General features: G+C 71.5%; 15 protein-coding genes. 3 read left to right on the forward strand and 12 right to left on the reverse strand.

The features are described from left to right. Positions 1 to 7: 7 nt before the first annotated feature. Entirely contained in the window at positions 8 to 721 is a 714-nt protein-coding gene (locus tag KV097_RS08815; protein WP_220344622.1) for an A24 family peptidase, read from the reverse strand. A gap of 68 nt (positions 722 to 789) precedes the next feature. On the opposite strand from KV097_RS08815, the gene KV097_RS08820 reads away from it, so the two are divergent. After that, positions 790 to 1,404 (forward strand): nucleotidyltransferase family protein, encoded by a 615-nt coding sequence (locus KV097_RS08820; protein ID WP_220365664.1) that lies wholly within the window; start codon positions 790 to 792, stop codon positions 1,402 to 1,404. A gap of 34 nt (positions 1,405 to 1,438) precedes the next feature. Continuing rightward, positions 1,439 to 2,842: an HNH endonuclease signature motif containing protein gene (locus tag KV097_RS08825; protein WP_220365665.1), complete on the forward strand. Its 1,404-nt coding sequence runs from the start codon at positions 1,439 to 1,441 to the stop codon at positions 2,840 to 2,842. 69 nt (positions 2,843 to 2,911) lie between these two features. Here the strand turns inward: KV097_RS08825 and KV097_RS08830 are convergent, their stop codons facing one another. The 11 genes from KV097_RS08830 to KV097_RS08880 form a co-directional block, all read right to left on the reverse strand. Further along, the gene (locus KV097_RS08830) at positions 2,912 to 3,739 is read right to left on the reverse strand and encodes a shikimate dehydrogenase (protein ID WP_220365666.1); all 828 of its coding nucleotides are present in this window, start codon (positions 3,737 to 3,739) and stop codon (positions 2,912 to 2,914) included. Then, positions 3,739 to 4,875, reverse strand: a complete 1,137-nt coding sequence (gene mltG, locus KV097_RS08835; protein ID WP_220365667.1) for an endolytic transglycosylase MltG — start codon at positions 4,873 to 4,875, stop codon at positions 3,739 to 3,741. The genes KV097_RS08830 and mltG overlap by 1 nt, the downstream gene beginning before the upstream one ends. Further along, positions 4,872 to 5,435: a Holliday junction resolvase RuvX gene (gene ruvX / locus KV097_RS08840; RefSeq protein ID WP_308289381.1), complete on the reverse strand. Its 564-nt coding sequence runs from the start codon at positions 5,433 to 5,435 to the stop codon at positions 4,872 to 4,874. Before ruvX ends, mltG begins: the two co-directional genes overlap by 4 nt. Continuing rightward, entirely contained in the window at positions 5,332 to 7,998 is a 2,667-nt protein-coding gene (alaS, locus tag KV097_RS08845; RefSeq protein ID WP_220365668.1) for an alanine--tRNA ligase, read from the reverse strand. Before alaS ends, ruvX begins: the two co-directional genes overlap by 104 nt. A 15-nt stretch (positions 7,999 to 8,013) precedes the next feature. Beyond that, positions 8,014 to 8,319, reverse strand: a complete 306-nt coding sequence (locus KV097_RS08850) for a DUF6167 family protein (protein WP_220365669.1) — start codon at positions 8,317 to 8,319, stop codon at positions 8,014 to 8,016. Then, complete coding sequence (locus KV097_RS08855; RefSeq protein WP_220365670.1) at positions 8,316 to 8,900, reverse strand: hypothetical protein; 585 nt, start codon at positions 8,898 to 8,900, stop codon at positions 8,316 to 8,318. Before KV097_RS08855 ends, KV097_RS08850 begins: the two co-directional genes overlap by 4 nt. Positions 8,901 to 8,949: 49 nt before the next feature. Further along, a complete protein-coding gene (locus tag KV097_RS08860; protein WP_220365671.1) occupies positions 8,950 to 10,329 on the reverse strand; it encodes a replication-associated recombination protein A in 1,380 nt (459 codons plus the stop codon). Between the two features lie 46 nt (positions 10,330 to 10,375). After that, positions 10,376 to 12,196 (reverse strand): ABC transporter substrate-binding protein, encoded by a 1,821-nt coding sequence (locus KV097_RS08865; protein WP_220365672.1) that lies wholly within the window; start codon positions 12,194 to 12,196, stop codon positions 10,376 to 10,378. A gap of 99 nt (positions 12,197 to 12,295) precedes the next feature. Further along, positions 12,296 to 14,062, reverse strand: coding sequence for an aspartate--tRNA ligase (gene aspS / locus KV097_RS08870; RefSeq protein WP_220344611.1), 1,767 nt, complete (start codon positions 14,060 to 14,062; stop codon positions 12,296 to 12,298). Beyond that, positions 14,059 to 15,432, reverse strand: coding sequence for a histidine--tRNA ligase (gene hisS / locus KV097_RS08875; RefSeq protein WP_220365673.1), 1,374 nt, complete (start codon positions 15,430 to 15,432; stop codon positions 14,059 to 14,061). Before hisS ends, aspS begins: the two co-directional genes overlap by 4 nt. Before the next feature lie 2 nt (positions 15,433 to 15,434). Further along, positions 15,435 to 16,157: an MBL fold metallo-hydrolase gene (locus KV097_RS08880; RefSeq protein ID WP_220344606.1), complete on the reverse strand. Its 723-nt coding sequence runs from the start codon at positions 16,155 to 16,157 to the stop codon at positions 15,435 to 15,437. A 143-nt stretch (positions 16,158 to 16,300) separates the two neighbouring features. On the opposite strand from KV097_RS08880, the gene KV097_RS08885 reads away from it, so the two are divergent. Further along, on the forward strand, positions 16,301 to 17,545 hold the full coding sequence (locus tag KV097_RS08885; protein WP_220344604.1) for a DUF349 domain-containing protein: 1,245 nt from the start codon (positions 16,301 to 16,303) through the stop codon (positions 17,543 to 17,545). Positions 17,546 to 17,590 lie beyond the last annotated feature (45 nt).

A 17,590-nucleotide genomic window follows, 5' to 3' on the forward strand; every position in this document is an offset into this window, starting at 1 on the left:
GCCGGGCTCAGCCCCATGTCCCGAGGAGTGCGCCTCCCCACATCGCGCCGGACCACGCGCCGAGCACCATGAACGGACCGAAGGGGAAGGCCAAGCGGTCGACCAGACCCGCGACGGCGAGCGCGACTCCCCCGACGGCGCCGAGCACGAACCCCGCATAGGCACCGACGATCAGCTCGGCCCACCCGAGCGTCGCCAGCGCGATCGCGATCAGGCCCGACAGCCGGACGTCGCCGTAGCCGATGCCGCGCGGGGCGACGAACCAGAGCAGGGCGTACACGCCGGACACCGCGGCCCAACCCACCGCCACGCGGACGAGCACGTCGGCGCTCCCCTCGGCGAGCGCGACGACCCCTGCGAGGAGCAGCGCGACAGGGTAGGCGGGGAGGACGAGGCGTTTGGGCAGGAGGTGCGTGTGCCAGTCGATGGACGAGAGCACGACCCCGAGGACGATGAAGCCGATCCAGAGCGGTAGCGCGGGATCGAGACCCAGACGCCAGCCGAGCGCCGAGGCGAGCACCGCGCAGACGGCGGCGAGCGCCGCGGGAAGGTGCGGCCGCGCCGCCAGCTCGGCGTACGGGATCTTGCGCCGGGCGGAGGGCACGGTGACGGCCGCGTCGGTTGCCGGCTCCGGCAGGCGGGCGATCGACCACGGCGCGACCAGGCCACCGACCGCCGCGGCGACGGCGGCGATCATGGCGGCGACCAGAGGCTCGGGCACGGGGGAACGATAGCCCGGTTGAGGACATGCTCAGCCGCGTTGTCCCCAGGCGCTGCGACGATGCCCCAGTGACCCCGGACCTCCGATCCCAGCTTCCGCTCGACGAGCAGGTCGCCGCACTCCGCGACGCTCTCTCGCAGAACCCCACCCTCGTCACCGTGCTCGAACGCACCGCGGCGCTCGACCTCCCCGGCTGGTACGTCACGGCGGGCGCTGTCTTCCAGACGGTGTGGAACGTCGTGTGCGATCGCCCGGCCGACGCGGGGATCCGCGACTACGACGTCTTCTACCACGACGCGAGCGACCTCTCCTGGGAGGCGGAGGATGTCGTCGTGCGTCGGGCGGCGGAGGTCTTCGACGACCTCGGCGTGGAGGTGGAGGTCCGCAACGAGGCGAGGGTGCACCTCTGGTACGAGGCTCGGTTCGGCGTCGCCTGTCCCCCGTTCCGGTCCTCGGAGGACGCCATCGACCACTTCGCCGCCACCACGTGCTGCGTCGGCCTCCGCCTCGGAGCCGACGGCGGCTGGCAGGTCTACGCGCCGCACGGTCTGGGCGACGTCTTCGGGATGGTCGTGCGACCCAACCCGGTGCTCGCGCCGCGGCACGTCTACGACGAGAAGACCGCCCGCTGGGCACGCGAGTGGCCGCGGCTGCGCGTCCTCCCCTGGCCCGAGCACGCGTGACCGGGTGTCAGTGACACCCGATAGCGTCGTACACATGTTCGATCACGCCCTTCCCGAGACGGCCGCCGCCGACCTCGCGGCCACGCTCGTCGCGGGGGTCCACGCGGTGGTGGCGGCGGTGCGCTCGCGAGCCACGCAGCACGGCGCCGACGCGATCGAGCTGGGCGCTGCCGAGGTCGACCTCGTCACGGCGTGCGAGGAGGTGGTGCGGATCGCCCAGGGCACCCAGCTCGAGGCCGTCCAGATGCTCGACGAGCGCCGGCGGCGGGTGATGGACGACCGGGTCGACGAGACGGTTCTCACGCGGTCGTTGTTCGCCGAGATCGCACTGGCTCGCCGCGTCTCGACTCCGTCCGGCGAGACCACGTACGCGCTGGCCCGAGCGCTCGCAGTCCACCCTCAGACCCACGACCTGCTCCGCGACGGCACGATCTCGCAGGGTGTCGCGGCAGCGGTCTGCCGTGAGACGACGTTCGCGTCGCTCGACGACCGGCGCCTCATCGACGCCCAGCTGGCGCCGGTGCTCCCCGAGCTCTCACCGCGACGCGCCGCCCAGGAGGCGCGCCGTCTCGTCCTCGCCTCCGACCCGCACGCCGCCTACGAGCGCGTGGTCCGTGCTCGCGCCGAGCGTGCCGTGTCGCTGCGACCGGAGCTCGATGCCATGGCCACGATGACGGTGTACGCGCCCGCGGAGCAGCTCGTGAGCGCCTTCGAGCGCCTCGACCGTGACGCGTCTGCCCGCCGCGCGGACGGCGATCCTCGCACCATCCGACAGATCACAGCCGACCTCGCGGTCGAGGCGCTGACCGGGGTCGGCGTGAAGCAGGACGGTTGGGCGCACCTCGGCGTCGAGGTCGGGGTGGTCATGACGGCCGACACGCTGTTCACGTCCGCTGACGCCCCGGCGACGCTCACCGGCTACGGTCCGGTCCCGGCCGAGCTGGCGCGCCGCCTCGCGTCGTCCGAGCATGCCTGGGTCCGTCGGTTCTTCACCGCTCCGGACGGCGAGACGCTCACCGGCTCCGACCCGCGGGCGCGCCGGTTCACCGCGGCGGTGCGGCGACTCGTGCAGGTGATCGACGGTCAGTGCCGCAGACCGTGGTGCGACTGTCGGATCCGCGACATCGACCATGTGGTGCCCTACGCGCGCGGCGGGTCCACGTCCGCCAGCAACGCCCAAGGTGCGTGCCGGTCCGACAACCTCGTCAAGGAGCTCCCCGGCTGGGCGGTCACAGGCAGAGCGTCGCCTGACAGGACCCTGCCCTCGGAGGTGCGGTGGCGGACACCGACCGGCCATCTCCACACGTCGCGGCGGCGCGGCGCCGCGCGTGTCCCACCGCCGGCCTCCCGAGGGGGCGAAGGCGAGCCTGAGTCAGCGATGGAGTCAGCGACAAGGTCGGCGATGGAGTCACGGTTCGCCGCCCTGCTGAGCGCGTGACCGCGACTCTCCGCGTGACCGCAACGAACCACGCGCCCGCGTGACCGCGACGACCCGCGGTGCGGGTCTCTAGCGGCACGCCGACAACGCCGCGAGCGCGGCGTCGCGGAGCAGCACGGCCGACACCTCGTGACCGGTCATGAGCCGGACCTGTTCGGCGCCCTGGTGCGCGAGCAGGTCGAGTCCCGAGACGATGGGGACCGCCTCGGCGTGAGCGGCTCGGGCGAGCGGGGTCGGCCACGGGTCGTAGACGACGTCGAGGACGGCGTCGCACCGCATCGCGAGCATCTGCGCGAACGGCGCGACCGCGTCGGCCGGGACGGTCGAGACCACGACCTCGGCCGAGCGAGCGAGGTCCGCCCCCATGCCGACGACCTCCACCGCGATCGCGTCCTCGCCGCCGGCCGCGCTCGTGATCCGCTCCGCGAGAAGCGCCCCGCGGTCCAGCGAACGGACGGCGAGGGTGACGCGGCGCAGGCCGAGACGCCGCAACGAGGCCACCATCGACTCCGCTGTCGCTCCGGCGCCGATGACGAGCGCGTCCTCGACCTCGTGGACGCCTCGCTCCCGGAGCGCTGCCGTACCCCCTGACACGTCGGTGTTGAACCCGTGCCTGCCTTCGACGTCGATGATGACGGTGTTGACGCCGCCGACCTCGCGGCCCGTCTCGTGAACGGTGTCGAGGTACGGGATGACCGCTCGCTTCAGCGGCATCGTCAGCGACAGCCCACGCCACGCCTCGTCGAGCCCCGAGAGGAACGGGCCGATGCCGTCCTCATCGACCTCCAACGCGTCATAGCTCCAGTCGGACAGTCCCAGCTCGGCGTACGCAGCCCGGTGCATGACCGGTGACAGCGAGTGCGAGATGGGGCTCCCGAGCACGGCACAGCGGGGCATCAGCACTTCTCGGACGTCGTGCAGAACTCCCGCAGCTCGGCGATGTTGCGGTTGTGCTCCTCGAGCGACGGCGCGAACTTCGTCTCGCCGGTGTCGAGGTCGACCGCGACGAAATAGAGCCAGTCGCCGTCAGCCGGGTTCAGGGTGGCCTCCAGCGCCGCCTCACCCGGGTTGCCGATCGGTCCCGGCGGCAGACCGACGACCTTGTACGTGTTGTACGGGGAGTCGGAGTCGCGGTCGGTGCTGTCGGTCCACACCGAGCCGTCCTTGCCGGAGACGAAGTGGACCGTGGAATCCATCTGCAGCGCCATGCCGACGTCCAGGCGGTTGTAGATCACCCGCGCGACCTTCGGCGCATCCTTCGCGCGACCCGACTCCGCCTCGACGATGCTCGCGATGGTGAGTGCCTCGTGCGGCGTGATCCCCAGCGCCGCGGCGCGACCCTCGAGGTCGAGGTCGCTCTCCATCTCGACCGCCTTCTTGACCATCTGCTGGAGCAGCGAGAGCGGCGTCGCGTCGGGCGCGACGGTGTAGGTGGCCGGGAAGAGGTAACCCTGAGGATCACCGTCGGCCGCCGCAGGGAGACCGAGCTTCGGATCCCCCAGGGCGGCCATGACGTCCTTCTTGGAGAACTCTGTCCGCTTGACGATCTGGGCGACGACCTGGTCGACCCGAGCGCCCTCCGGCACCGAGATGGACGCGTCGACGCGACTGTCCGGACTGATCAGCGTCGTGACCGCCGAGCGTGCCGCCATCTCCTTCTTGAGCTGGTAGAAGCCGGGCTGCACCTGGTTCATCTCCGGCGCACCCGAGGCTGCCTCGAGGAACGCATCGACACTCGCGACGACGCCCTTCGCCTTCAGCTCCCGCCCGATGGCCGCCACGGTGTCGCCCTTGCGGACCTCGATGACGACGCTCCCGGTGCCGTCACCGGAGTAGTCCTCGGGTCCACCGAGGAAGTCGCCGGCAGCACCCACGAGCTTGGAGACGCCGAGATAGCCGCCGACGCAGACGGCGGCGACGATGAGCAGGAGGAAGAAGCAGCCGGGTCCGCGGCGTTGCTTCTTCTGCGCGCGGGCGGCCCGGTGGCCGGCGGGGCGGCGCTCACGGTCGGGCAGGATACCGAGGTCGCTCACGAGCCCACCTCGATCAGCTCACCGGGAAGGTTGCCGCTCGTCCGCTCGATGTCGAGCGCGGACTGGAGGATCACGACCGCAGCGGCCTGATCCACGACAGAGCGTTGCTGCTTCGCCTTCCGGCCGGCCTGGCGCAGGCCCTGCTGTGCAGTCACCGTCGACATCCTCTCGTCCACGAGCCTGACCGGGGTTGGAGCCGACGCTGCCGCCAGCTCCTCGGCGTAGGCCCTCACCTTGCGTGCTGCGGGCCCCATGTCTCCCGAGAGCGACCGTGGCAAGCCAACCACAATTTCGATGGCTTGACGATCATCCGCGATGGCCAGGATGTCGCGGACCGACTCAGGACCGGCCGCCACCGTCTCGACGGGGGTCGCCAGGATCCCGGAAGGATCACAGGTGCTCACACCGATCCGTACGTCGCCGACGTCGACCCCGATTCGGGTCCCGCGGCGCACGTCAGACCGCGTCCTGGATCGCGCGGCGAACCGCCTCGAGCGCAGCCGGTGCCGCACCGACCTCGGTGCCGCCACCTTGCGCCACGTCGGCCTTGCCGCCGCCACGTCCGCCGAGCGCGTCCATCGCCGGCTTGATGAGGGTGCCGGCAGCGAGACCCGCAGCGCGCCCGGCGTCGTTGACCGCGACGACGCAGGCCGCCTTGCCGTCCGCCGTGCCGATCACCGTGACCACCGACGGCCGCGCGGGGTCGAGACGCCCACGAACGTCGAGCGCGAGTGTCCGTGCGTCCTTGGCGGCGAGCCCGTCGGCGACGTGGCCGACGTACGCGACGCCATCGACGTCCGCCGCGCCCGCGGCGAGGTCGGAGACCGACGACAGAAGCTGCGCCGAGCGGAGCTTCTCGACCTCCTTCTCGACCGCGCGGAGCCGCCCGACGAGGTCGGCGACCCGTCCCGGCACGTCCGCGCGCTGCACCTTGAGCAGGTCGCTGACCTGGGCGACGAGATCGCGCTCACGGGCCAGGTACGAGAAGCCCTCGAGCCCGACGACAGCCTCGACGCGTCGGTTTCCCGCGCCGACCGACGAGTCCGACGTGAGCACGATCGTCCCGATCTGCGACGACCGTGAGACGTGGGTGCCACCGCACAGCTCGCGCGACCACGGCCCGCCGATCTCGACGACCCGCACGTCCTCGCCGTAGGTCTCGCCGAACAGCGCCAGCGCGCCGATCTCCTTCGCCCGCGCGAGCGACATGGTCGCGGCGCTCACGGGCAGGTCCTCGCGGAGCGCGACGTTGGCGGCCTGCTCGACGTCGTGCAGCTGCTCCGGCGACAGCGCGCTGGACCAGCCGAAGTCGAGCCGGAGGTAGCCCGGCCGGTTGTACGAGCCGCTCTGGAGCGCGGTGGGGCCGAGCACCTCGCGCAGAGCGGCGTGGACCACATGGGTGCCCGAGTGTGCCTGGCACGCACCGACACGCCACTGCGGGTCCACGTCGGCCTGCAACGACGTGCCCTCGGTCAGCTCTCCCTCGAGGACCCGCACCTGGTGGACGACCAGACCGCGCACCGGGCGCTGAACGTCGAGGACCTCCGCTCGACCGCCGTCCCACACGAGCACGCCCGCATCCGCGCTCTGCCCGCCGGACTCGGCATAGAAGGGGGTCCGGTCGAGCACGACCTCGGCGACCTGGGACTCCCCCACGGCCTGTGTGCGTCCGGCCTCCTGGATCAGCGAGCGCACCGACGACTCGGTGCTCAGCGTCTCGTACGCCAGCCACTCCGTCGGACCGGACGCACTGAGGGCGTCACGGTAGATCGTGGTGTCGGCGTGCTGGCCCTTCTTGGACTTCGCGTCCGCCTTCGCACGTGCTCGCTGCTCGGACATCAGGGCCCGGAAGCCGGCCTCGTCGACCGCCAGCCCTTGCTCGGCGGCCATCTCGAGCGTGAGATCGATCGGGAAGCCGTACGTGTCGTGCAGCTGGAACGCCTTGTCGCCGCCGAGGGTGGAGGCACCCTCCTGCTTGACGGTGTCCGCCGCGAGGTCGAAGATCTGCGTGCCCTTGGCCAGGGTCTGGCGGAACGCGTCCTCCTCCGCGTACGCGATCTGCGAGATGCGCGCGAAGTCGGAGGCGATCTCCGGGTACGCCCGAGACATCTGGTCGCGGCTGACCGGCAGCAGCTCGGGCAGCGCCGGGTCGTCGTAGCCGAGGAGCCGCATCGAGCGCACCGCGCGACGGAGCAGACGGCGCAGAACGTAGCCGCGCCCTTCGTTGCCCGGCGTGACGCCGTCGCCGATGAGCATGAGCCCGCTGCGGACGTGGTCGGCGATCACGCGGAAGCGGACGTCGTCACCAGCGTCAGCGCCGTAGCGACGACCGGAGAGGGCCGAGGCCCGCTCGATCACCGGGAAGACCTGATCGATCTCGTACATGTTCTGCTTGCCCTGCAGCAGGTACGCCACCCGCTCGAGACCCATGCCGGTGTCGATGTTCTTGCGGGGCAACGGCCCGACCACGTCGAAGTCGGCCTTGCTCCGGACCTGGCTGAGCTCCTCCTGCATGAACACGAGGTTCCAGATCTCGAGGAAGCGGTCCTCGTCGACGACCGGGCCACCGTCCGGACCGTACTCGGGCCCACGGTCGATGTAGATCTCCGAGCACGGACCGCCCGGCCCGGGGACGCCCATGTGCCAGTAGTTGTCCTCCAGCCCGCGGTCCTGGATGCGCTCGTCCGGCAGCCCGGCGACCCGCCGCCACGCGTCGCGCGCCTCGGTGTCGCTCGGCAGGACCGTCACCCAGACCTTCTCGGGGTCGAACCCGAGGCCACCCTCGTCGACGGACCCGGTGACCAGGGTCCAGGCCAGCTCGATGGCGCCTTCTTTGAAGTAGTCACCGAACGAGAAGTTGCCGTTCATCTGGAAGAACGTCCCGTGCCGCGTGGTCTTGCCGACCTCCTCGATGTCCTGCGTGCGGACGCACTTCTGGACGCTCGTGGCGCGGGCGAACGGCGGGGTCTCCTGACCGAGGAAGTACGGCTTGAACGGCACCATGCCCGCGTTGACGAACAGCAGGTTGGGGTCGTCCAGGATCAGGGACGCCGACGGCACCACCGTGTGCCCGGACTTCTCGAAGTGTTCGAGGAACCGGCGGCGGATCTCGGCTGTTTCCATGGAGGGTGGCTGTCCTTACTCGTCGTACGGGGAGAGCGGAAGTGGAGCGTGCGGGGCCGCAGGCGGGGCGGCACCGAGGCTACGCCGGTCGTCCGCGGCCGGGGACAGGGCCGGGAGCCCGAGCTGGGCGGCGATCTCGGCCTCGCGGTGGGCCATGCCGGTGCGGAGCTCCTCGGCGAACGCCTGGGCGCCGAGCTGCCAGGCGGCGATCTGGTCGGTGACGCCTGCGGGGGTGAGCCGGTAGGCCAGGCGTCGAGCCTTGACGCTCCCGTACACGCCCGCGGTCGTGCCCGCGACGAACCACAGCACGCGGCCCTTCATCGTGTGCCCTCCTGCTCGGTCGTCGGGGGTGAGCCACCGATCCACGACGTCGTGCCCGTGTCGTCGTGGGAGACCGGGACCGACCGTGCCGCCATCCGTGCGGCACGCCGCCTGAGCTTGCGGCGACGGCGGAACTCGCGACGGACGATCCCTCGGATCCGGTCCCTGCTCTCGGGCCGCAACGCGTACATCAGTCCGTGGCTGAGCACGGCGCCGCGGACCAACGGACGTCCCATGGTAGCCGCCACCAGCTGCTCTCCCGAAGGAAGGACGATGACAGTCCCGTCCTGGGTGACCACGGCGTGCTCGTGCGGGAGGACCTGACGCGCACGTCCGTCGGTGCGTTCGAGCGGAACCGGGGCGTAGACGACCTCCCCCGTCCCGTGCTGCGTCGTCGTCGCGTGCGGCGTCTCTGCCGGCAGACGCCGATCGACGTCGTGCGGCAGGTCACCGGCGCGCTCCTGGAGGCCCCGTACCTCTCGTCGTAGCCGCCGCAGCGCGCGGAAGGCCATCAGCGCGGCAGCGAGAGCGAGGATCGCGACGCCGCACGCGAGCACGGTGACCCAGGACTCGTTCGGCATGAGCCGACCCTACCGATCGACGCCGAGCCCCTACCGATCGACGGCGCTCTCAGCCGCCACCGCGGGCACGGGGGTCGCGCAGGATCTCTCGGAGCCGGGCCACGCGCTCGGCGTACGCCGCCTCCTGCCCGCGCCCGGTCGGGCGGTAGTAGTCCTGCCCGTCGATCTCGTCCGGGGCGTACTGCTGGGCCGATACGCCGCGCGGGTCGTCGTGCGCGTACTTGTAGTCGTGGCCGTGCCCCAGCTTCTTGGCGCCGGCGTAGTGGGCGTCGCGCAGCGCCGGGGGGACCGAACCAGCCTTGCCCGCGCGTACGTCGGCGGTCGCGGCCGCGATCGCCTTGTAGGCGGCGTTGGACTTGGGGGCGAGGGCGAGCGTGATCACGACCTGCGACAACGTCAGGGCGGCCTCGGGGAAGCCGATCATCGCGACGGCCTGCGCTCCCGCGACCGCGGTCTGGAGGGCGACCGGGTCGGCGAGGCCGATGTCCTCGCTGGCAAGGATCATCAGCCGGCGAGCGAGGAACTTCGGGTCCTCCCCCGCCTCGACCATCCGCGCCAGGTAGTGCAGCGACGCGTCGACGTCGGACCCACGGATCGACTTGATGAGCGCGCTCGTCACGTCGTAGTGCTGGTCGCCCTGGCGGTCGTAGCGCACCGCCGCCCGGTCGACCGCGCTCGCGGCGTCCTCGACGGTGATGTGCTCCCGCTCCTGAGACGCCGCAGCGCCGGCCGCCGCCTCGAGATAGGTGAGGGCACGGCGCGCGTCGCCGCCTGCCAGCCGGACGATGTGGTCACGCGCCTCGTCGTCGAGGCTGACCGTGCCGCCGAGCCCTCGCTCGTCGAGCACTGCCCGCTCGACGAGGGTCGCGACGTCGTCGTCGGTGAGCGGCTCGAGCGTCAGGAGCAGCGACCGCGACAGCAGCGGCGAGATCACGGAGAAGTGCGGGTTCTCCGTGGTCGCGGCGATCAGCGACACCCAGCGGTTCTCGACCCCGGGCAGCAGGGCGTCCTGCTGAGCCTTGGAGAAGCGGTGGACCTCGTCGACGAACAGGACCGTCTCCCGACCGCCCTGGGAGAGCTGTCGCCGCGCCGACGCGAGCGTCTCACGGACCTCCTTGACCCCGGCGGAGACCGCTGACACCTCGACGAAGCGCCGGTTGGTCTGATGACTCACCAGCGAGGCGAGCGTCGTCTTGCCGGTGCCCGGAGGTCCCCACAGGATCAGCGACATCGACTGGTCGCCGTGGATCATGCGCCGAAGCGGCGACCCAGGGCCGAGCAGCGACTCCTGGCCGACCAGCTCGTCGAGGGTGCGCGGGCGCATCCGCACCGCGAGCGGCGCGGCGCGGTGCTGCGCATCGCTCAGGCTGCCGCCACCCGACGCAGGCGGAGCGACGTCGGGGACGTCGAACAGGGCGTCGGAGTCCATCGCACCAGCGTACGCGGCGCCTCAGGTGCCCTGGTCGACGTACGACTCAGTTGCCCTGGTCCACGTACAGGTCCGCGAAGATCGGCATGCCGAGCATCTCGTTGACCGACATGCCCCCGACCCTGCTCCCCCGCGCGAGAGCCACTCCGCGGTGGCCGAGCACCACCGCCGGGTAGTAGCGCGTGCCGATCCGCTCGTCGAGCGCACCCCACGCCCTGGCCGCGGCCGCGGCGGTGAGGGTGCCGAGGATCCGGTCGATCTCGCGCTGGACGCCTGGCTCAGTCAGCATCGACGGATTGGGCCGACCAGGGCCGTCAACCGGGGCGGTCTCCCACTGCGCAGGGAACCACGACGAACCCGTCGGCCAGTCGGAGCACCGAGCCGCATCGACCACGTCGTGCGGGCCGTCGGGGTCGAGCTGAACGGTGCGGAGACGATCGGCGGTGGTCGCGATCGGTCGTGGATCGAAGCCTGCACGGCGCAGCGACGTGACCACGACGTCCTTGACGGCGACCTTCTCCGGGACGTCGCTGGCGTAGTACCACCGGACCCGCGACCCGAGGGCATCGGCACGCGTCAGGAGACGCCGTGCCTCGGCGACGTCCGTACGACGCCCGCCGTTGCCCAGCGGGTCGTACGAGCGGTGTCCTGTGGTCCCCGGCGGGAGGATCGTCGTGCCCGGGAGCCGGGTCGTCCCGACGGTCTCTCGGCCGGCCCGCCACGCCGCCTCGTACGGGTAGGCCCAGCCGAGTGCACGTCGCACGCGCGGGTCGGGGATCCGGCGGGTGTCGACGTGCCACAGGTAGGTGCAGGGCGACGCCGCCACAGCGACCCGCGAGGGGGCGCGTTCGCGCATCGCGACCAGGCCCTCGGGGCCGAGGGAGTCGTAGCTCAACGCGCGCTGGGCGTCACCGTCGTTCTCGAGCAGCAACTCGTCGATGCGTTCGGGGGCCTGTCCCCAGAGGAACGTCCAGCCGTCGGCGTACTGGTGGCGTCCCGGATCGGTCGCCGGGTCCCACTGCGCGTTGCGGACGAGGACGAGGGTGGTGCCGCGACGCAGGCTCGCCACCCGATAGGGGCCGGTGGAGACCAGCCGGTCGCCGTACGCCGCCGGGCGGGCGTCGGCGGCGCGGGGCACCGGCGAGAACTGTGGCAGGGCGACGACGTAGGGCATCTCGGCGACCGGCCGCCGGAGGCGGAAGGTGATCGTCCGTCCGCGCACCTCGACGCCGCGGAAGGCTGCGCCGGCGTACCACCCGCGGGCGTACCCGGGACGGCGACGCAGCTCGGCCGCGGACGCGTACGGCCCTTGATAGCGGTCCCCGTCACGGAAGAACGCACGGAGGTACGACGGGGCGCCGGGCAGCACGTCGGCGGCGAAGGCACGCTGGAGGCCGTAGGCGATGTCCTGCGCGGTCACGGCGGTGCCGTTCTCGAAACGGACGCCCGACCGCAGCGTGAACGTCCAAGCGGTGCGGTCGTCGTTGGCCACGCCGAGGTCGGTCGCGAGATCGGGGACGAGCTCCATCCGGCCCGTGACGGGGTTGCGGCGGAGCTGCGTCAGCGAGCGGGTCAGCAGCCCCGACAGGATGCCCCGGGTGTCGACGAACGACGATCGCGCTGGATCGAGCGACTCGGGCACCGTGGAGCTGAGGACCGTCAGCAGTCCGCCGCGCGTCGCCCCCGGGACCTCGGCGGCGGGCGCGGCGGCGTCCGGGGCCGTGGCGCTGCCCGCACGGCCCGCTGCCACCTGGTCCGGCGTCTCTGTGGTCGCCGCGGGACCCGCCGGCCGGTCAGGCGAGGTGCAGGCGCCGATCAGCACGCCGACGCAGAGCACCGCGAGAACCTGCCTCAGCCCGCGTCTCACGAGCACTCCTCCGTCCCGGGGCCCCGTGGGCGGGACACGCTCCCACGACCCTAGGGGAGCCCACCGACACGCGGCGACCACACCGCGGTCACGGTTTCGTCAGCCGTCGGTACCCGGCGGTGGCGCGTCGATGCCGGCCTCCTTGCGCTGCTGCGCCGTGATCGGCGCGGGCGCGCCGGTCAGCGGATCGCCGCCGGAGGCCGTCTTCGGGAAGGCGATCACGTCGCGGATGGTCTCCGCGCCGGTCAGCAGCGCGACCACGCGGTCGATCCCGAGGGCGATGCCGCCGTGCGGCGGCGGGCCGTACTGGAAGGCCTCGAGGAGGAAGCCGAACTGGCCCTGCGCCTGCTCCTCGGTCAGTCCGAGCACGTCGAAGACACGCTTCTGCATCTCCGAGCGGTGGATACGGATCGACCCGCCACCGAGCTCGCTGCCGTTGAGCGTGATGTCGTACGCCTGGCTCAGCGCCGAGTCCGGATCGGTGTCGAAGGTGTCGGCGAACTCCGGCGCCGGGGCGGTGAACGGGTGGTGGATCGACGTCCACGCGTCGTGGCCGTCCTCCCCCACGTACTCGAACATCGGGGCCTGGTTGACCCAGAGGAACTCCCACCGGTCGTGGTCGATGAGGCCGCAACGCTCACCGATCTCCACGCGCACCGCCGCCAGCAGCGCCTTGGCGGCGTTGTACTGGTCGGCGGCGAAGAAGATGCAGTCACCCGGCTTGGCTCCGGCGTGCGCGACCAGACCCTCGCGCTCGGACTCCGAGAGGTTCTTGGCGACCGGACCGCCGAGGGTCCCGTCCTCCTGGACGAGCACGTACGCAAGCCCCTTCGCGCCGCGCGCCTTCGCGAACTCCTGCCAGGCGTCGAGCGTGCGTCGGGGCTGGTCGGCGCCGCCGGGCATCACGACCGCGCCGACGTGCCAGTGACGGCCCTTCGGAGCGAAGACGCGGAACGGTGTGTCCTTGAAGTAGTCGGTGAAGTCGACCAGCTCGCACCCGAACCGCATGTCGGGGCGGTCGATGCCGAACCGTGCCACCGCCTCGCGGAAGGACATCCGCGGGATCGGCAGCGGGATCTCGTAGCCGAGGATCTCGCGCCAGATGCGCACGAGGATCTCCTCGGTGAGCGCGTAGACGTCCTCCTCCTCGAGGAAGCTCATCTCGACGTCGAGCTGGGTGAACTCGGGCTGCCGGTCGGCGCGGCTGTCCTCGTCGCGGAAGCACCGTGCGATCTGGTAGTACCGCTCCATGCCGGCGACCATCAGCAGCTGCTTGAACAGCTGCGGCGACTGCGGCAGGGCGTACCAGGTGCCCGGACGCGTCCGGGCCGGCACCAGGAAGTCGCGAGCGCCCTCCGGCGTCGACGCCGTGAGGTTGGGCGTCTCGAACTCGAGGAAGCCCTGCTCGGCCATCACCTCGCGGATGATCCGGGTGACGGCGGCGCGGGTGCGCAGGTTCTTGGCCATCTCGGCACGGCGCAGGTCGAGGTAGCGGTACTTGAGGCGCACCTCCTCGCCGACGGGGCTGGCGTGGAACTCCTCGACCGGGAACGGCAGCGGCGCCGACTCGCTGAGGATCTCCACGGAGTCCGCGATGACCTCGATCTGACCTGTCGGGAGGTTCGGGTTGTCGTTGCCCTCGGGCCGGCGCTCAACGGTGCCCACGACCTTGAGGCAGAACTCGCTGCGCAGGGGCCGGGCCACCTCCTCGTCCCTGATCACGACCTGCGCCACACCCGAGGCGTCGCGCAGATCGATGAACGCCACGCCTCCGTGGTCACGGCGGCGGGCCACCCAGCCGGCCAGCGTGACGCGGGTCCCTGCGTCGGTGGCGCGGAGGCTGCCTGCCTCGTGGGTGCGGATCACGATGTTGCTCCTCGGGTGTCGTTCGTGGGGGTCGGGGCGTTCGGGGTGACGACGGCGGGCCGCAGGTCGTCGGCGGGTGGGGTCCAGACGTCCGGATCGGCGTCGGCCTGGTCTCCGCTACGGATGTCCTTGACCTGGTCGGCACCGTCGCCAGTCGCCGGGAACCAGACGTACGGGATGCCCCGACGCTCGGCGTACCGGATCTGCTTGCCGAACTTCTGCGGAGCGGCGGCGACCTCCGTCGGGACACCGCGTGCCCGCAGGCGCTGCGCGATCGCGTTGCTCCGCGGACGCGACTCCTCGTCGACGAGCGCGACGAGGACAGCGGAGGGGACGACACGCGACGTCGTCAGGTGTCCTCGGGAGATCAGCGGGACGAGCAGGCGGGTCACGCCCAGCGAGATGCCGACGCCCGGATAGACGTTGCGGCCGTCGTCGGCCAGCTTCTCGTAGCGTCCGCCGGAACAGATCGACCCGAGGCTCTCGAAGCCTTCGAGCACCGTCTCGAACACCGAGCCCGTGTAGTAGTCGAGGCCGCGCGCGATGCGGAGGTCGGCAGTCACCGTGACACCGTCGAGCTCGACGGCTGCGAGTGCCTCGACCAGCTGGGCGAGCTCCTGCAGGCCCTCGTCGAGCAGCGGGTCGTCGACCCCGAGCGCGCGGACCTGGTCCACGAACGACGCGTCGGAGGTCCGGATGCCGGCGAGCGCCAGGCACTTGCCGGCCTGCTCCTCGTCGAGGTCCTCCTTGGCGAGGAGGTCACGCACGCCGTCCGCCGGGAGCTTGTCGATCTTGTCCATGACCCGCATGACGGCAGCCGGGTCGGCCGCGCCGAGCCCGCGGTAGAAGCCCTCGAGGAGCTTGCGGTTGTTGACCTGGATCCGCAGCGGCGGGACCGGCAGACCAGACAGCGCCTCGGCCATCACGGTCGCGATCTCGACGTCGAAGTGGAACGGGAGCTCGTCCTTGGCCACCACGTCGATGTCGGCCTGGGTGAACTCCCGGAACCGCCCTTCCTGGGGCCGCTCGCCTCGCCAGACCTTCTGGATCTGGTAGCGCCGGAACGGGAACTCCAACTTGCCCGCATGCTCGAGGACGTACCGCGCGAACGGCACGGTGAGGTCGAAGTGCAGGCCGATCCCGGCGTCGCCCTCCCCCTCGGCCGCCTGGAGGCGCCGCAGGACGTAGACCTCCTTGTCGATCTCACCCTTGCGGAGCAGCTGGTCCATCGGCTCGACGGCGCGAGTCTCCACGGGCGCGAAGCCGTGGAGCTCGAACGTGCGGCGCAGGTGGTCGAGGACGTGCTGCTCGGCGAAGCGGTCGGCAGGCAGCAGCTCGGGGAACCCCGACAGGGGTGTGGGACGTGCCATCGTCAGGCGTCCTCTCGTCCGGACGCAGACGGCGAGCCGACGTACTGCTGCACGAACGGGTTGGTCGCGCGCTCGCGGCCCACCGAGCTCTGGGTGCCGTGCCCGGGCAGGACCGCCACGTCGTCGGGCAGCTCCATGAAGCGCCGCAGGCTGGCCACCATCTCGTCCATGTCGCCGCCGACGAGGTCCGTGCGTCCGATCGAGCCGGCGAAGAGGAAGTCGCCGGTGAACGCGACCTGGGAGACGGGCTCGTCGCCGGTGTGGTCGACCCGGTAGACGACCGTGCCCGGAGTGTGACCGGGGAGGTGGTCGACGGTGAAGCTCAGGCCTGCGGCCTCGATCACCGCGCCGTCGGTCGCGTCACGCACGTCGGCGGGCTCGCGGAACTCCGGAGCGTCGTCGAGGCCGAACTGCGTACGGAGCATCGCCGCGGACTCCCCGGAGATCGCGGCCATCGGGTCGGCCAGGAGGTGCCGGTCGGCCGGGTGGACGTAGACCGGCACACCGTACTCCTCCGCGACATCGGCGACCTGCCACATGTGGTCGAAGTGGCCGTGCGTGACGAGGACGGCGACGGGCGTGAGGTTCTGCTCGGAGACGACCGTACGGATGCCCGTGAGGGACTCCATCCCGGGGTCGACGATCACGCACTCCGTACCGGGTCCGCGACCCACGAAGTAGCAGTTGGCCGCCAGCGGGCCGGCGGGAAAAGCGGCGATCAGCACACGGAACAGCGTACGCGAGCGCCCGTGGCGGCGGCGACTCGCTTCGTCGCGACGAGCGCCGCGCTCGCCAAACGGACGGACAGGAGCACCATCGGCCCGTCATCCTTCTAGACTGTGCCCGACACAACGGACAAGGTGGATACGTGAGCGAGAACCTCTCGAACCCTTCTGAGGCCTGGGGCCGCATCGACGACCAGGGGACGGTGTACGTCCGGACCCGGGACGGCGAGCGCGTCGTCGGGCAGTGGCCGGACGGCGACCCGGCCGAGGCCATGGCCCTCTTCACCCGCCGCTACGAAGGGCTCGCGGTCGAGGTGGAGCTCCTCGAGAAGCGGATCGCCTCCGACAGCCTGTCGCCGGAGGACGCCAAGCGTGCCGTCGACCAGGTCCGTACGGCCGTCGACAACGCGGCCGCCGTCGGAGACCTCGACGCCCTGAAGGACCGACTCGACGCGCTCGGCCCGCTGATCGAGGCCCAGCGTGAGCGCCGAAAGGCCGCCCGCGCGGAGCGAGCCGCCGAAGCGCAGGTCCAGAAGGAGGAGATCGCGCGCACCGCCGAGGAGATCGCCGTCAGCGACGACTGGCGACGGGGCGCCGACCGTCTGCGCGAGATGCTCGAGCAGTGGAAGTCGCTCCCCCGGCTCGACAAGGCCGTCGACGACGAGCTGTGGCACCGGTTCTCCACCGCCCGTACGGCCTACACCCGCCGCCGCAAGGCGCACTTCGCGGAACAGAACGAGCGGCGTGGTCAGGCCCAGCAGATCAAGGAGCGCCTCACCCTGGAGGCCGAGGCGCTCGCCGACTCCACCGACTGGGGACCGACCGCCGGCAAGTTCCGTGACCTCATGGCGCAGTGGAAGGCCGCCGGCCCGGCGCCGCGCGGGATCGACGACCGCTTGTGGAAGAGGTTCCGCGGCGCTCAGGACACGTTCTTCGGCGCGCGCGACGAGGCCAACTCGCGCCTCGACGAGGAGTACGCCGCCAACGCCGAGGTCAAGCTGGAGATCCTCGCCGAGGCCGAGGCGCTCCTACCCATCGAGGACCTGGACGCTGCTCGTGCCGCATGGCGCGGCATCGCCGACCGCTGGGAGGCCGCCGGCAAGGTGCCGCGTGGGCAGATGAAGGAGCTCGAAGGCCGTCTGCGCGCGGTCGAGAAGGCGATCGCCTCCGCCGCCGACGAGGAGTGGCGCCGGAGCAACCCGGAGACGCGTGCCCGTGTCGACGACACGGTGAGCAAGCTCGAGAAGTCCGTGGCCGACATCGAGGCCCAGCTGGAGTCGGCCAAGACATCGGGCAACGACCGCAAGATCCGCGAGCTGCAGGATGCGCTCGAGGCCCGGCAGGCGTGGCTGGACCAGGCACGCAAGTCCGCGGCCGAGCTCACCTGACCCGTCCGTGCTCGCGGGTCGCCGACGGTGACCCGCGAGCGCCAG

This window comes from Mumia sp. zg.B17, from assembly GCF_019550915.1.
GTDB lineage: Bacteria > Actinomycetota > Actinomycetes > Propionibacteriales > Nocardioidaceae > Mumia.